General features: G+C 73.1%; 8 protein-coding genes. 2 read left to right on the forward strand and 6 right to left on the reverse strand.

Annotated elements, in window-relative coordinates; genetic code table 11:
• The 5 genes from ACFRIC_RS00315 to ACFRIC_RS00335 form a co-directional block, all read right to left on the reverse strand.
• Nucleotides 1-5,826: an SDR family NAD(P)-dependent oxidoreductase gene (locus tag ACFRIC_RS00315; protein ID WP_382778219.1), complete on the reverse strand. Its 5,826-nt coding sequence runs from the start codon at nucleotides 5,824-5,826 to the stop codon at nucleotides 1-3.
• A 41-nt stretch (nucleotides 5,827-5,867) separates the two neighbouring features.
• Nucleotides 5,868-9,002, reverse strand: coding sequence for a type I polyketide synthase (locus tag ACFRIC_RS00320; protein ID WP_382778220.1), 3,135 nt, complete (start codon nucleotides 9,000-9,002; stop codon nucleotides 5,868-5,870).
• 137 nt (nucleotides 9,003-9,139) lie between these two features.
• On the reverse strand, nucleotides 9,140-9,874 hold the full coding sequence (locus ACFRIC_RS00325; RefSeq protein WP_382778221.1) for a thioesterase II family protein: 735 nt from the start codon (nucleotides 9,872-9,874) through the stop codon (nucleotides 9,140-9,142).
• Nucleotides 9,871-11,121: a cytochrome P450 gene (locus ACFRIC_RS00330; protein ID WP_382778222.1), complete on the reverse strand. Its 1,251-nt coding sequence runs from the start codon at nucleotides 11,119-11,121 to the stop codon at nucleotides 9,871-9,873. The genes ACFRIC_RS00325 and ACFRIC_RS00330 overlap by 4 nt, the downstream gene beginning before the upstream one ends.
• Complete coding sequence (locus ACFRIC_RS00335; protein ID WP_382778223.1) at nucleotides 11,118-11,414, reverse strand: acyl carrier protein; 297 nt, start codon at nucleotides 11,412-11,414, stop codon at nucleotides 11,118-11,120. Before ACFRIC_RS00335 ends, ACFRIC_RS00330 begins: the two co-directional genes overlap by 4 nt.
• 462 nt (nucleotides 11,415-11,876) lie before the next feature.
• On the opposite strand from ACFRIC_RS00335, the gene ACFRIC_RS00340 reads away from it, so the two are divergent.
• Entirely contained in the window at nucleotides 11,877-12,716 is an 840-nt protein-coding gene (locus ACFRIC_RS00340) for a putative nonproteinogenic amino acid hydroxylase (RefSeq protein WP_382778224.1), read from the forward strand.
• Nucleotides 12,717-12,910: 194 nt separating this feature from the next.
• On the opposite strand, the gene ACFRIC_RS00345 is transcribed toward ACFRIC_RS00340, so the two are convergent.
• Nucleotides 12,911-13,837, reverse strand: a complete 927-nt coding sequence (locus ACFRIC_RS00345) for a phytanoyl-CoA dioxygenase family protein (protein ID WP_382778225.1) — start codon at nucleotides 13,835-13,837, stop codon at nucleotides 12,911-12,913.
• A gap of 584 nt (nucleotides 13,838-14,421) precedes the next feature.
• On the opposite strand from ACFRIC_RS00345, the gene ACFRIC_RS00350 reads away from it, so the two are divergent.
• On the forward strand, nucleotides 14,422-15,810 hold the full coding sequence (locus tag ACFRIC_RS00350) for a PLP-dependent aminotransferase family protein (RefSeq protein WP_382778226.1): 1,389 nt from the start codon (nucleotides 14,422-14,424) through the stop codon (nucleotides 15,808-15,810).
• Nucleotides 15,811-15,866 lie beyond the last annotated feature (56 nt).

Here is a 15,866-nt window from a genome sequence, read left to right on the forward strand (position 1 = left end):
CTAGCCGAGCTCTTTGTCCAGCAGCGCGAGGAGTTCTCCCGCCGAGGCCGCACCGATCTGGTCGGCGATGGCGGCCGGTGACCCGTCGTCGCCCGCCATCGCCCGGACTCGGCCCTGCAGCGTGCCGAGCAGAGTGGAAATCGTGGTCCGGTCCGGCTCCGCGAGGGTGCGGAACGTGTCCTCCAGGCGGGCGCCCAGGTGCTCGATCTGTGTCACCAGGTGATCGGCCGGGGACTGCTCCGGGGTGGCGGGGGCCGGGGTGATGCGCGTGCCCAGGAACTGGGCGACGGCGGTGGGGGTCGGGTGGTCGAAGACGAGGGTGGCGGGCAGTTTCAGGCCGGTGGCCGCCGCGAGTTTGTTCCGCAGTTCCAGCGCGGTGAGCGAGTCGATGCCGAGGGCCTTGAACGTCACCGCGGGGGCGACGCGCCCGGTGTCGGCGTGCCCGAGGACCAGCGCGGTCTGGGTGCGTACCGCGTCCAGCAGGAGGGTCTGCGCCTCCTGTGCCGGCAGGGACCCCAGCCGCTGTCCGAGTGGTACGTCGGTGCTCTCCGGCCGGGTGGAGGCGCCGGGGTCGGCGGTGGTGTGGGCCAGGGTGCGCAGCAGCGGGGAGGCGGTCGGCGCGGTGCCCTCCGCGGGCGGGTTCAGCAGGGCCGGTACGAGGACCGGTTCGTCGAGGGTGAGGGTCGCGTCGAAGAGGGCGAGTCCCTGCCGCGAGGACAGCGGGCGCACGCCGCGGCGCCGCAGGCGCTGGACGTCGGCCTCGCTGATGTCGGCGCTCATGTCGCTGCGTTCGGCCCAAAAGCCCCAGCACAGTGCGCTCGCGGCCAGTCCGCGGGCGCGGCGGGCCTGGGCGAGGCCGTCGAGGAAGGCGTTGGCCGCCGCGTAGTTGGCCTGTCCGGGTGTGCCGAGCACGCCGGCGATCGAGGAGAACAGCACGAACGCGGACAGGTCGAGGTGTTCGGTCAGTTCGTGCAGGTGCCAGGCGCCGCGTGTCTTCGGTGCGAGGACCGCATCGAGGCGGTCCTCGGTCAGGGCCTCGACGACGCCGTCGTCCAGGACGCCCGCGCAGTGGATCACCGCGGTGAGCGGGTGCTCGGGCGGTACGGCGGCGATCAGTTCGGCGACGGCGTCGCGGCGGGAGACGTCGCAGGCCGCGATGTGGACGTGGGCGCCGGCCGCGGTCAGTTCCTCGCGCAGGGCCGCCGCCGCGGGGGCCGCCGGGCCGCGCCTGCTGGTCAGCACCAGCCGGCGCACCCCGTGCCGTTCGACCAGGTGCCGGGCCAGGATCGCGCCGAGGCCGCTGGTGCCGCCGGTGATCAGCACGGTGCCGGAGCCGAGGGCGGGTGCCTTCGGTGCCGTGTCGCGGGGGGCGGGGGCCGTGCGGGCCAGGTGGGGGGTGCCGGCGCGGCCGGCCCGGATCTTGAGCTGGGGCTCGCCGGTGGCGGCGGCCGCCGGGACCAGGGCGAGGGACTCGGGCCGGCCGTCGGTGTCCACGAGCGTGAAGCGCTGCGGGTTCTCGGTCTGCGCGGTGCGGACGAAGCCCCAGATCGCGGCGGCCGCGGGATCGGGGTGGGTGACGTGGTCGTCGAGGAAGGCGTCCCGGGTCACCAGGACCAGGCGGGAGGCGGAGAACCGGTCGTCGGCCAGCCAGTCCTGGACCCAGCGCAGCACCCGGTGCAGGCGCTGTTCGGCGGCGGCGGGGGTGTCCCCGCCGGCGGGCTCGTCCTGGTCGAGACGGGCGATGACGAAGGGAGGTGTCTCCGCACCGGACGCGGCGAGTTCGGCAAGGCCGGAGGGTCCGGCGAGTTCGGCAGGGCCGACGGGGCCGGCAAAGCCAGCGGGTTCGACAGGGCCGGAGGGTCCGGCAGGGCCGGCGAGTTCGGCAAGGCCGCCGAGTTCGGCAAGGCCGCCGAGTTCGGCAAGGCCAGCGGATCCGGCAAGACCAGCGGGTTCGACAGGGCCGGAGGGTCCGGCAAGGCCTGCGAGTTCGGCAGGGTCGCCGAGTTCGGCAAGGCCGGAGGAACCGTCGGAGCCGGTGGAGCCGTCGGGGCCGGTGGGGGCGTCCGGCTGGGTGCCGGGGGCGGTTTCCGGTGCCGTGCGGCGGTCGGCCGGCGGTCCGGAGGGGACGGCGAGGGGGGCCCAGTCCACCTGGAACAGCGCGTCCTGGTGGTCGAAGCTCAGCGCGGTCAGCTCCTCGGCGTCCACCGGGCGCAGGCTCAGCGAGGCGAGGGAGCCGAGCGGGGTCCCGTCGCCGTCCGCGAGGGTCACCGCCAGCGTGTCCGGCCCCGCCGGGGCGAGCTTCACGCGCAGGGCGGCGGGCCGGCCGGCGTCCAGGCGCAGTCCGGTGCAGCGGAAGGGCAGCCCGCCCTCGGGCCCGAAGGCGCCGGTGAAGGGGGGCAGGCCGGCCGGGAGCAGCGCGGCGGTCAGCAGCGCCGGGTGGATGCGGAAGCGGCCCTGCTCCGGGCCGTCGGCCGGGGGCGGTTCGACCTCGGCGAACAGGGTGTCGCCGGCGCGCCACACCGCGCGGACGCCGCGCGCCAGCGGCCCGGGGCCGGCGGCGGCCGAGCCGGTGTGCGCGGCGTCGAAGGGCACGGGGGTCGCGCCCGGGGGCGGCCATGCGGTGAGGCTCTGTGCGGCCGGTGCGGTGCCGGATCCGGCGGTCCCGGTGGCGTTGCGCGTCCAGGTGTCCTCGCCGTCGGCGCGCGAGTGCACGCCGATGGCGCCGGTGTGGTCGACGACGACGCGGATCTCGCGTTCGGCCGTGCGGGAGAGCACCAGCGGGGTGTGCAGGGTCAGTTCGTCGACGCTGTCGTGGCCCGCCCGGTGCGCGGCCCACAGGGCCAGTTCGGCCAGGGCCGCGAAGGGCACCAGGACGGTGCCGTGGACGAGGTGGCCGGCGAGCCAGGGGTGGCGCTCCAGGCCCAGGCGTCCGCTGCCCGCCACTCCCCCGCGCCCGCCGCCGTCGCCGGGCAGGTCGATCACGGCGTCGAGCAGCGGGTGCTCGCAGGTGTTCGCGGCGGTGGTCTCGGCGGGGGTGTTCAGCCAGTAGCGCCGGCGCTGGAAGGCGTACGTGGGCAGCTCGGCCTCCGCGCCGACCGCACCGGGTGTGCCGTGCGGGCTGTCGAAGGCCGTCTGCCAGGAGACCGTGAGGCCGCGGACGAAGGCTTCGGCGGCCGACCGGTAGAGCCGGGCCGGGCCGCCCTCGTCGCGGCGCAGCGAGCCCACCACGAAGCCGGTGGCGCCGGGGGTGGCCTCGAACATCTCCTGGACGGTCATCACGAGCAGCGGGTGCGGGCTGAGTTCGACGACGGCACTGTCGGGTTCCCGCTCGATGAGGCGGCCCATGGCGGTGGCGAACTGCACGGGCCGGCGCAGGTTCCGGTACCAGTAGCCGGTGTCGAGTTCGAGGGGGTCGATGAGGTCGCCGGTGACGGTGGAGTAGATCGCCACCGGTGTGGGCCGGGGGGTGATGGGGCCGAGTTCCTGCTGGAGGCGGCCGTCGAAGCGGTCCATGAGCGGGGAGTGGCCGGGGACGCTGGACTTGATCAGCCGGGCGCGGGCGCCGTCGGCCTGGCAGGCCGCGACCAGTTTCTCGACCGCCTCGCTCTCGCCGGAGACCGTCGTGGAGCCGGGGCCGTTCACGGCGGCGATGCCGATGCGGGACTCCTGTCCGGCGAGGAGTTCCTGCACGCGCTCCTCGGGCAGCAGGATGCCGGCCATGCTGCCCTGGCCGGTGACGGTGGCCAGCAGGCGCGAGCGCAGGGCGACGATCTTGGCGGCGTCGCGCAGGGTCAGGGCGCCGGCGACGTAGGCGGCGGCGATCTCGCCCTGGGAGTGGCCGATGACCACGTCGGGGGTCACTCCCAGGGCGCGCCACACCTGGGCGAGGGCCACCATGACCGCGAAGAGCACCGGCTGGACGACGTCGATGTCCTCCAGGTCCGCCGCGTCGGGTCCGCCGCACACGGTGTCGATCAGCGACCAGTCCACCCACGGCTCCAGTGCCTGGGCGCAGGCGTGCAGTTCGCGGGCGAAGACCGGGGAGGTGTCCATGAGTTCGCGGCCCATCGCGATCCACTGGGCGCCCTGGCCGGGGAAGACGAAGACGGTCTTGCCGACCGGGCCGGCGGCTCCGCCGACGGTGCCGTCGGGTGCGGGCTCCTGTCCCGCGGCGAGGGCGGCGAGGCGGGCCAGGAGTTCGTCCCGGCCGGCGCCGATGACGACCTGGCGGTGGTCGAACAGCGAGCGGGTGCTCACCAGTGCCCGTCCCACGGCCGCGGCCGTCGTGCCGGGGTTCGCGGTGAGGCTGTCGTGCAGGCGTGCCGCCTGCGCGCGCAGTGCCTGCGGTGAGCGCGCCGACAGCACCCAGGGCAGGGTGCGGGGCGTGCCGGTGGCGGGCTGGGGGTCGTCGGCGGCCGGGGCCGGTCCGGTTTCGGCGGGGGCCTGTTCGAGGATCAGGTGGGCGTTGGTGCCGCTGATGCCGAAGGACGACACGCCCGCGCGCCGGGGCCGGTCCTTCGCCGTGGTCCAGTCCCGGGCCCGGGTGAGCAGTTCCACCGCGCCGCTCGTCCAGTCGACGTGGGCCGAGGGGCGGTCGACGTGCAGGGTGCGGGGCAGCACGCCGTGCCGCATCGCCATGATCATCTTGATGGTGCCGCCGACGCCGGCGGCCGCCTGGGTGTGGCCGATGTTCGACTTCAGCGATCCCAGCCACAGGGGTTCCTGGGCGTCGCGGTCCTGGCCGTAGGTGGCCAGCAGGGCTTCCGCCTCCATGGGGTCGCCGAGCCGGGTGCCGGTGCCGTGCGCCTCCACCGCGTCCACGTCGCCGGTCGAGAGCCCGGCGTCGGCGAGGGCGGAGCGGATGACCCGGCGCTGGGCCAGGGTGTTCGGGGCGGTCAGGCCGTTGGAGGCGCCGTCCTGGTTGACGGCCGAGCCGCGGATGACCGCCCAGATCGTACGGCCGTTGCGGCGCGCGTCGGAGAGCCGTTCCAGGACCAGGACGCCCGCGCCCTCGGAGAAGCCGGTGCCGTCGGCCGCGTCGGCGAACGCCTTGCACCGGCCGTCCGCCGACAGGCCGCGCTGCCGGGCGAGTTCCACGAACATGCCCGGGGTCGGCAGGGTCGAGACCCCGCCGGCCAGTGCCAGCGTGCACTCCCCCGAGCGCAGGGACCGTACGGCCTGGTGGACGGCGACCAGCGAGGCGGAGCAGGCGGTGTCGGTGGACACCGCCGGGCCCTGCAGGCCCAGCACGTAGGCCACGCGGCCGGAGGCCACGCTGAGGTAGGTGCCGGTGATCTGGAAGCCCTCGACCTCGCCGGCGGCGCCGCCGCCGATCCTGGGGCCGTAGTCGACGCCGTACAGGCCGGTGAACACGCCGGTGGCCGAACCCCGCAGGGTCACCGGGTCGATGCCCGCCCGTTCCAGGGCCTCCCACGAGGTCTCCAGCATCAGCCGCTGCTGCGGGTCCATCGCCAGCGCCTCGCGCGGGCTGATGCCGAAGAACTCCGCGTCGAAGTCGGCGAGTCCGGGCAGGAAGCCGCCGGTGCGGGTGTACGTCTTGCCGTGCGCCTCGGGGTCGGGGTCGTAGAGGGCCTCCAGGTCCCAGCCGCGGTCCTGGGGGAAGTCGCCCATGGCGTCGACCTCGCCGGAGACGAGGTCCCAGAGCTGTTCGGGGGATGTCACCCCGCCCGGGAAGCGACACCCCACGCCCACCACGGCGATGGGTTCGCGCGCTGACTCCTCCAGCTCGCGCACCCGCTCGCGCAGTTCCTGCGCGTCACCGACCGCACGTCGCAAGTAGGAGCGGAGCTTGTCGACTTCCTCCACCAGGGGCCTCCCTCAACGGTTGATTGGAAGAACGGGTGCGGCTACAGGTATCCGCGGTCGATCAGGGCGTAGAGATCGTCGTCGCTGCGGTCGTCCGGGCCGGTGTCGTGCGCCGGCCCGGCGGCGACCGGCTCCGCGGCCCGGGGGGCCACCGGCTCCGCGGGCCGGGGGGCCGCCGGCTCCCGGAGGGAGAAGAGGTGGTCGGCGAGCGCCTGCGGGGTGGGGTGGCTGAACGCGACGGTGGCCGCGAGCCGCACCCCGGCCGCCGTGTTGAGCCGGTTGCGCAGTTCCACCGCCGTCGAGGAGTCGAAGCCCAGGGCCTTGAACGTCTCGCCCGCCCGCGTCTGGAGATCGGCGGCCGTCAGCTCCACGCCCTTGGCGGCGAGGAGATCGGCCGTGTGCGCGCACACCAGGGCGCGGGCCTGTGCCGGTGAGGCGAGGGCCGCCGGGCGGGCGCCCGGGCCGTCCGCCGGTGCAGGGGCGCCGGTGGCGTCGGGCGCGGTCAGCCAGTGGCGCCGGCGCTGGAAGGGGTAGGCCGGCAGACCGATCCGGGCGGGCGGGCCGGGGGTGAACACCGCCGTCCAGTCCACCGGTACGCCGCGCACGTGCAGTTCGGCCGCCGACGCCAGGACCTTGCCCGCGCTCCCGTCGTGCCGGCTGAGGGTGCCCACCACCGGGGGCGGGGCGGCCAGCGCGTCGGCGGCCTCCTCCATCGCCACCTGGAGCACCGGGTGCGGGCTGATCTCCACGTACACGCCGCCGCGCTCGCGCATCAGGTTCTCGACGACCTCGCCGAAGCGCACCGTGGAGCGCAGGTTGTCGTACCAGTACGAGGCGTCGAGCCCGCGGGTGTCGAGGGGGGCGGCGGTGACGGTGGAGTGGAACTCCACCGCGGTCCGCAGCGGGGTGACGCCGGCGGCCGCTTCGAGGACCTGGTCGCGGATGCGTTCGACGTGGTGGGAGTGGGAGGCGTACCTGACCTTGATGGCGCGGACCCGGACGCCGTCCTGGCCGGCCAGGACGGTGAACTCCTCCAGGGCCGGGAGGTCTCCGGCGATCACCACGGAGGCCGGTCCGTTGACGGCGGCCACCGACAGCCGTCCGGGCCAGCGCTCCAGCCGTTCCTCGACCCAGGCCAGGGGCGCGGCGACCGCGTTGAGGCCGCCCAGGCCGGCCAGCGCGGCCAGCGCCTGGCTGCGCAGGGCGACGATCCGGGCCCCGTCCTCCAGGCAGAGCGCGCCGGCCGCGCAGGCGGCGGCGATCTCGCCCTGGGAGTGCCCCACCACCACGTCGGGGGTCACGCCCAGCGAGCGCCACAGGGCGGCGAGGGAGACCATCATCGCCCACAGTGCGGGCTGGACGACGGCGTCGACGGCGTCCCCGTGCTCCAGTGACGGGGCCGATTCGGCGCCGGTGACCAGGTCCAGCAGGGACCAGTCGAGCCATGGCTCCAGTGCCTTGGCGCAGGCGTCGATGGAGCGGGCGAAGACCTCGGACTCGGCGTAGAGCCGGCGGCCCATGCCCAGCCACTGCGAGCCCTGGCCGGGGAAGACGAAGACGACCGGGCCCGCGGCCGGGCCGGCGGTGCCGCGCACGGTCCGCGCGCCGGCGGTGCCGGCCGCCACCGCCTCCAGGCCGGCCAGCGTCTCGTCGCGGTTCTGGGCCAGGACGACGGCGCGGTGCTCGAAGAGCGAGCGGGTCGTGATCAGGGAGTGCCCGATCCCGGCGGCCGGCAGTGAGGGGTCGGCGCTCAGCAGGTCGCGCAGCCGTGCGGCCTGCTGCTCCAGGGCCTGCTGCGAGCGGGCCGACAGCACGAGGGGGACCGTGTCGGTGACGATCGCCGTCGTCGTCCCGCCGGTGTCGGCGGGGGGCCGGGTCCGGGGCGCGGGGGGCTGTTCGAGGACGATGTGGGCGTTGGTGCCGCCCATCCCGATCGAGGACACCCCGGCCCGGCGCGGCCGGCCGTCCTCGCCCGGCCAGGGCCGCGCGGCGCGCGGCACCTCGAAGGCGTCGTGGAAGGCGGGGACGGCGGGGTTGGGGGTGGTGAAGTCCGGGGTGGGGACCAGGTGGGCGTGTTCCAGGCACAGCACGGTCTTGACGAAGCCGACGATGCCCGCGGCCGGCTCCAGGTGGCCGACGTTGGCCTTCACCGAGCCGACGGCGAGCCGGCGGCTGCGGCCGCTTTCGCGGAACACCTCCCGCAGGCCCGCCAGTTCGGCCGGGTCGCCGAGCCGGGTGCCGGTGCCGTGGGCCTCGACGTAGTCGACGTCCTCGAAGGAGAGGTCCGCGCGGCGCACGGCGGACAGCACGGCCGAGGCCTGCCCGCCGGGGCTGGGGTCCGGCATCCGGGAGGAGGCGCCGCCGCTGTTCACGCCCCAGCCGCGCACCACCGCGCGGACAGGGTCGCCGTCGGCGAGGGCGCGGTCCAGCCGTTTCAGGACGACGAAGGCGCCGCCTTCGCCGCGGATGAAGCCGTTGGCGCGGGCGTCGAAGGGGTGGCAGCGGCCGTCGGGTGAGAGCGCGCCCAGGTTCGCCAGGCCCGCTCCGGCCTCGGGGTCGACGATCAGGTGCACGCCGCCGGCGATCGCCGTGTCGACCGCGCCGCCGCGGATCCGCTCGCAGGTCAGCGCCAGCGACACCAGGGAGGAGGACTGGCCCGAGTCCGCGCACAGGCTCAGGCCGCGCACGTCGAACAGGTGCGAGATCCGGTTGGCGATCAGCGCGCCGCTGGAGCCGAGCGCGGCGTAGCGGTCGTCGCGGTCGCTGCCGGTCAGCTTGCGCAGCAGTTCGTAGCCGGAGGGGGCGGCGCCGACCACGACGTCGACCTCGCGGCCGGCCAGCGCTGCGGCCGGCAGGCGGGCGTCCTCGACGGCCTCCCAGGCGAGTTCCAGGCCCAGGCGCTGCACGGGGTCCATGGCGGCGGCTTCCCCGGGCGGGATGTCGAAGAAGGCGGCGTCGAAGCCGTCGACGGACTCCAGGAACGAGCCGGTGTGCAGGGTGGCGGCGTCCGGGTGGGAGCGGTAGGAGGACCGGGCGTCGGCGGCCCGCGGTGCGGGGAACGTGCCGATGGTCGACCGTCCCTCGCGCAGCAGGTCCCAGAACTCGGCCACGCCGTGCACACCGGGGAAGCGGCACGACATCCCGATCACGGCAATATCGGTGGCTGCGCCACGCATGAGTGTTCCTTCCGGTTCCTTCGGTGTACGGCGGTCACGCGCCGGCGGTCACGCGCGCCGGCAGGGCGCTCACCGCCGCGGGCGGGGCGGGCGCCCGGTGCCGGGGCGGGGTGCTCACCGCCGGGGCGGCGGGGTGCTCAGAGCCAGCGGGTCAGCAGCTTCGACAGTTCGTCGGGGGCGTCCATGAAGTCGTAGTGGCCGCCGCCCAGCACCCGGAACTCGACGGAGTCGGCGTAGTGGCGCCAGCCCTGCAGGTCGGCCAGGGTCACGTCCTGGTCGTCGCGCCAGTGCAGGACGACGACGGGGCAGTCGACCGCGACGGGCGTCTCGCGCCGGTATTCCTTGGCGGCGGCGTGGTCGCGGGCCAGGACCATGAGGCCCAGGTCGAGCATGTCGGGGCGCGGTTCGATGCCCCGGCCGCGGACGAACGCCTCGACCTCGTCGCGCAGTTCGGACTCGGTCATGGTGAGCATCGGGTCGCGGGAGGCGTCGTGCGGGGCGGGCTGGCCGGAGACGAACAGGCAGTCGGGTGTGGGCAGTTGGGCCTCGGCGAGCCTGAGCACGGTCTCGTAGGCGGGCAGGGCGCCCGCGCAGTGCGCGAAGAACGCGAACGGCCGGTCGAGCAGCGGGGTGAGGGGTTCGACCAGGTCGGCGGCGAGGTTCTCGTAGGTGCCGTAGTGGGGGTGGCCGAGCCGGTTCTCGCGGCCGGGGAACTGCACCGGGCAGACCTCGATGTCCTCCAGCGCGGCGGGCCAGGCGCTGAAGGCGGAGGCGCCCGATCCGGAGAAGGGGAAGCAGAAGAGCCGGGCCGGGTGGTCGGCGGGCGGCCGGACGAACCACGGCGACGGGGCGATGGCGGAGCCGGTTGTCATGGCGTCTTTCGTTTCTGCGCGACGATGGGGAGGTGGGTCATCCCGGCGATGAAGTACGACCGCAGGTGCTGCGGTTCACCGGCGAGCTCGATCGGTCCGAACCGCTCCAGCAGTTCCTCGAAGAAGATCCGCAGGGTCAGCCGGGCCAGCGGCGCGCCGATGCAGAAGTGCGGTCCGAACCCGAACGCGACCTGCCGCTTGGCGTTGGGGCGGGTGATGTCGAAGGTGTGCGGGTCGGGGAAGAGGGACGCGTCGCGGTTGGCCGAGCCGATCCACGCGACGACCGCCGCGCGGGCCGGGATCGTGCCCCCGGCGATGTGGACGTCGTCGACGGCGTAGCGCATGAAGTTGCAGGCGGCCGAGGTCCAGCGCAGTCCTTCCTCGACCAGGTTGGGGATCAGCGTCGGGTCCGCCTGCGCCTTGTCGAACTGTTCGGGCCGCTCGATGAGGGCCTGCACGGTGCCCGAGACGGTGTGCGGTGTGGTGACGTTGGCGCCCAGCAGGATGCTGTAGCCGTCGAGGGCGATCTCCTCGTCGCTCAGCGGTGCGCCGCCCGCGCTGACGCTCATGAGGTGGGCGAGCAGGGTGTCGTCCTCGCCGCCGGTGGTGCGGCGCCGCTTGACCCACTCGGTGACGTAGTTGACCAGCTCGTGGTGGGAGATGGCCAGGGTGGCGGCCTCGTGGCCGACCATGAAGTGCGGGTCCGAGGGAGCGGTCACCATCGCGGTGAGCTGGACGAGCTCTTCCCAGTCCGCGGCGGGGATGCCCAGGAGCGGGCCGGTGACCATCGCCGGCAGGAGCAGCGCCCGTTCGGCGAGGTCGAAGGGCTCGCCGTCGAGGGCCGGCCGCAGGAAGCGCTCGATGGTGCCGCGGATCGAGTCCTCCCAGGACTTCACCGCCCGGGCGGTGAGCTTGGAGCCCAGCGGGCGGCGGACCTCGGTGTGCCGGGGCGGGTCGGTGGAGGTCAGCAGCTTGCCCGCCGCGGGGTCGTCGATCCCGACGTGGGTGGGTGTCGTGCCGCGTTCGGAGGTGAACTCGCGGTGGTCGCCGAGCACGCGGCATACGTCCTCGTGGCGGGTCACCGACCAGAACTCCCGCCCGTCGGGCAGGACTTGGTGGTGCAGCGGCGCCTTCGCCCGCATGACGTCCCAGACCGGGTGCGGATCGCCCGAGGTGTACAGGTCCAGGTCGAACAGGTCGAGGGTGTCGAGGTCGACGTCGCGTGCGGGACCGGGCGTCAGCCTCACGTCCTGGTCCTCCCCTGCTCGATCAGTTCGGCGACCCGGGTGGGGGTCTGCGCCAGGTAGAAGTCGCGCACGGAGAGCTGGACGCCGTAGTCCTTGGCCACCTGCTCGATGATTTTGATTCCGGTGAGCGAATTGCCGCCGAGCACGAAGAAGTCGTCCTGCGGGCCGACTTCACGGTCGCCGAAGTGTTTCGCCCACAGTTCCGAGACTTCCCTCACGAGCGCCGCCGGCGCACCGGGAGACGCGGTTTCCTTTTCCGGTGTCCCGTTCTGTCCGCTCTGCTGGTTGATCACCTTCGGCGAAGATTCCATTTCCAGCCTTTTCCTTCCTCTGTCGGACGGGAAGGCCCGTCCATGCCGCTGCCGGAAGGTCGACGCAGCGACCCGACAGACCCGAAAGTGATGGATCGCCTGTGCGACAGGCGTGCCCGAAGTCACCGCGCTGCCACGGTAGATGGCCGGGGAAACGCCGGGCAAGAGATGACCGCGCGGACCGCCGCGACGGGCGGTGCGCCGTCCTGTCGACAGGACGGCGCGGCGCTCTTTTCCGGTGGTGTCCGGAACGTGTGACGGGTGCTGTTCACGGTGTCGCCGGGAGCGTATGCCGGCGGCGGCCAAACCCGGCCGGTTCGGTCAAGTCGGGTTCCGCGCAGCTTCGTTGCCTTGCCCGGCAGGGAAGAATTATGGTGACGATCGGGTGGAAGGCCCAGCGGTTTTTCGGGCGCCTCGGACCATCATGTGCTGGAGGAGATTTCCTTGCTGAAGTCGGAACGGCTTGCGGTACTGCCCATCGATTCGTACGACCTGGGCCCGGAATTGTCCATCGTGGACGGGCACGAGTACGGCGGCGAATACGACACGTTCACCTTCGGGTCCTGGTCGTCCCATGTGCTGGCCAACGGCAGCGGCGCCGATTCCGACGTCGCCTTCCGCCCCCACGAGGGCAGTCTTTCCCTGACCGAACTGGGCAAGAAGCTGCCGACCATCATGTCCCTGGTGACCGGGCATTTCCCGCTGGACCGTCTGCAGTGGGTGCGCGTCTTCGCCCTGCGCGAGGGGATCATCGCCCCGCACGTGGACTTCCTGGAGTGGGCGAAGCCGGGCACGCGGCTGCAGATCCCGCTGCGGACCAGCGAGGAGTCGCTGCACTCCGAGAACGACATCCTGTACCACATCCGCCGCGGCGAGGTGTGGAAGATCCACTCGACCGACCCGCACTCGGCGCGCAGCACCTCCGCCACCGCCCGGCTCTCGCTGTGCCTGGACTTCGCGGACGCCGAGGAGCCCATCGCGATCCGCGGCACCGTCCCCGCCACCGAGCCGATCCGGGTCGTCGAGCGCCCCGAGCCGACCGGGGCGGAGATCGAGGAACTCATCGCCTCCGCCGCCGCCGGTCTCACCGCCGCGACGATGCGGTCGGGGTTCCGTCCGTTCGCCGAGCTGCACTTCGAGCGGCACGCGCACGCCACCGCGGCGTTCGACTGGTACCTGGAGGCCGCGCGGCGCACCGGGGACGAGGACATCGCCGCCAAGGCGCAGGCGTTTCGCACGTACTGCATCGAGAAGCGCGGTGACGGCGAGGCGTTCGACTGGTGAGGACGCCCGCGGCCGGCGGCGGGCCGGGTCCCGGGGCGGGTGCCCCCGGGCCCGGCCCGCCGTCGTGTGTACGCGACGGCAGGGGCTCGGGGGTGCGCCGTCCGGACGGGACGGCGTGCCCCCGAGCCCCTGCCGTGTGCCGGTGGCCGACGGTCCGCCGCGCCGGGCGGCGCACCGTCGGCCGGTGCGGAGCCTCACCCCTTGGTGGTGCCCGCGCGCAGACGCTCGATCATGTGCCGGGTCGTCTCGATGGGGCTCTCCTCGGGCAGGTCCCGGGTGCGCGAGGGCAGGGCCGCGTTGAGCTTGGCGACCGTGTCGTTCCAGTCCTCCTGGCCGGCGAAGGGGATCGTCTCGCCCTCCTGGTAGGTGGGGAAGGGCCGGTAGTTGTTCAGGCCGGCCGCGTCGGTTCCGCGGACCAGCAGCGGGTCGAGGTAGATCCCCTCGCTGTGGATGCGCGTGGTCGTGGCGATGTAGCCGATGTCCAGGCCGCAGCGCCGCTTGGCGGAGGTGTTGGCCTCCGAGTAGTGCAGCAGGTGGGGGTGGTGGATGGAGACGTCGCCCGGCTTGAGCTCGATGTCGACGACACCGGCCTTGTCGATCCACTCCTGCACGATGTCCTCGTCGGAGGCGGAGAAGAGCATGTTGTCGGTGTCCGTGCGCCGCGAGGGCTTGTGCAGCGGCAGTTCGTGGCTGCCGGGGATCATGCGCAGGCAGCCGTTCTCGGTGCTGCTCTCGTCGACGGCGAGCCACACCGTCAGCGCCTCCATGGGGCTCAGCGTCCAGTAGGCGCCGTCCTGGTGCCACAGCACGGGCTGCCCGTTGTAGGGGGGCTTGCAGATGTAGTGGGCGGTGAAGCAGGCGAGGTCGGGGCCGAGGAAGAACTCGGCGATGTCGACCAGGCGGGGGTCGGAGACCAGGCGGGCCCAGAAGGCGTCGTTGCGGATCAGGGGGTGGTGGAAGTGCTCGGGACGCAGGTCCGGGTACTTCCTGGTGAGCCAGTCGACGTGTGCGGCCGCCTCCTTGAGGAGCTCTTGGGGAATGACGTCGCGGATGATGGAGAAGCCCTGTTCGGCGTATTCCTTCGCCGCCTTCTCCAGCACGCCTTCGTCGAGTGTGGTCATGCGTCAACTCCTTCTCGGGTGTCAGGTGCCGCTTGCCGCGTGAAAGAAAGGGGGGTGCGAGAAGCCGTGTCGGCGTATCGTCCGCCGGCTCCGGTGAAATGCGGCGCGGGCCGTGTGCGGGGTGATGGGGAGAATCGACGCGGCATCGCCCGATATGCGGCCGCTCATCGGCCGGACGGCCGGCGGCCCGGCTCACGGCCCGGCCGTTCGCCGGGTGACGCCGGCCGATCGCGGCGGAAATACCCGTGTCTTCTCGCGGTTCGCCCGGCAGTTCCCTACTCTCTCGGCCGCCCAGGAGGGTGTCAACGTCTCAGGGAACTCAAGGCTTTCTCGAAAGCGCGCCCGCTCTTCGGGTATTGCGCACCCGGCGGTCCGGATGCCGATCCGCGCTGTCCCGCTGACGGGACAGGATGCACGAAATCCGCTGTACGGAAAGGGTTCGGCAGCGGGAATCGACTCCTTCTCCAGTGATTTTCTTTCGCCGTTCGAGGGGAGCCACATATGTTCTTGAGCACCCCGACGAGACGGCGTTCAACCGACACCAGCTCAAGGCTGAGTTGTCCGGCGGATGAGGATGACGTGCTATGACTGAAAAAGCAGGCCCGATCCGGCTGAGTGTCACCGATCTGCACGCGTCGGTCGATGATCCCGCGCTCACGTCCATGACGTTGCTCAACGAACTCGCCGGACGGTATCCGCAGGCGGTGTCGTTCTCCGCGGGCCGCCCGTTCGAGGGCTTCTACGACGTCGACGACCTCTCCCGTCACCTGGGCACGTTCCGGGACTATCTGGAGGGCGAGAAGGGCCTTTCCGCGGAGCAGGTGCGGCGCACGTTCTTCCAGTACGGGCGGACCAAGGGGTTCATCCACGAACTCATAGCGCGCCAGCTGGAGGTCGACGAGGGGCTGACGGTCGACCCGGAGAGCATCGTGGTGACCACCGGCTGCCAGGAGGCGATGGTGCTGCTGCTGCGCACCCTGGTCCGTGACACCCGCGATGTCGTCCTGGCCGCCACCCCCAACTACGTCGGGTTCATCGGCGCGGCCCGGGTGGCCGGCGCGCCGGTGCGCTCGGTACGGGAACACGACGGGGGCATCGACCTGGAGGACCTGGAGCGGCAGATACGGGCGGCGCGGCGCGAGGGTCTGCGGCCGCGTGCCTGTTACGTCGTCCCCGACTTCGCCAACCCCAGCGGCGCGAGCATGTCCTTGGCGGACCGTATCGCCCTGCTGGAGCTGGCGGGGCGCGAGGAGATCCTCGTCGTCGAGGACAACCCGTACTCCCTCTTCCGTGCCGGCGGTGCCGCGCTGCCGATGCTCAAGGCCCTGGACGAGCACCACCGGGTGATCCACCTCGGGTCGTTCGCCAAGTCCGCGTTCGCCGGCGCCCGGGTGGGCTACGTCATCGCCGACCAGGCGGTGACGGCGACGGGCGCCGCGCACGAGGAGCCGGTGCTGCTCGCCGACCATCTCGCGAAGGTGAAGAGCATGGTCACGCTCAACACCTCGACCGTCGCGCAGGCGGTGATCGGCGGATACCTGCTGGAGAACGGCTGCAGTCTCAAGCGTGCCACCGCCCGCGAGGCCGCGGTCTACCGCCGCAACCTGGCGGCCCTGCTGGAGTCCCTGCATTCGGTGTTCGCCCCCGGGCCGGGCGCCGGGCGGGACGTCACGTGGAACACGCCCGAGGGCGGCATGTTCGTCGTCCTCACGCTGCCGTTCCGGGCGGACGACGCCATGCTGGAGTACTCGGCCTCCCGGTTCGGTGTGCTGTGGACGCCCATGGACCACTTCTACGGCGGCGCCTCCGGGTTCCGCCAGGCCCGGCTCTCCTTCAGCGTGCTCACCCCCGAGCAGATCGCCCTGGGTGTCGGGCGGCTGGGCGAACTCGTCCAGGACCAGCGCGCCCGCCACGGTGCCGGCGCCGCGCAGGCGCTGGGGGGCGGCCGGCTGCTGGAGCCGCAGGCGGTGTGAGGCGCGACCGACGGGGCGGCCCCCGGAGCGCGGTGCGTTCCGGGGGCCGCCCTGTC

This window comes from Streptomyces sp. NPDC056738 (genome assembly GCF_042790435.1).
Classification (GTDB): domain Bacteria; phylum Actinomycetota; class Actinomycetes; order Streptomycetales; family Streptomycetaceae; genus Streptomyces.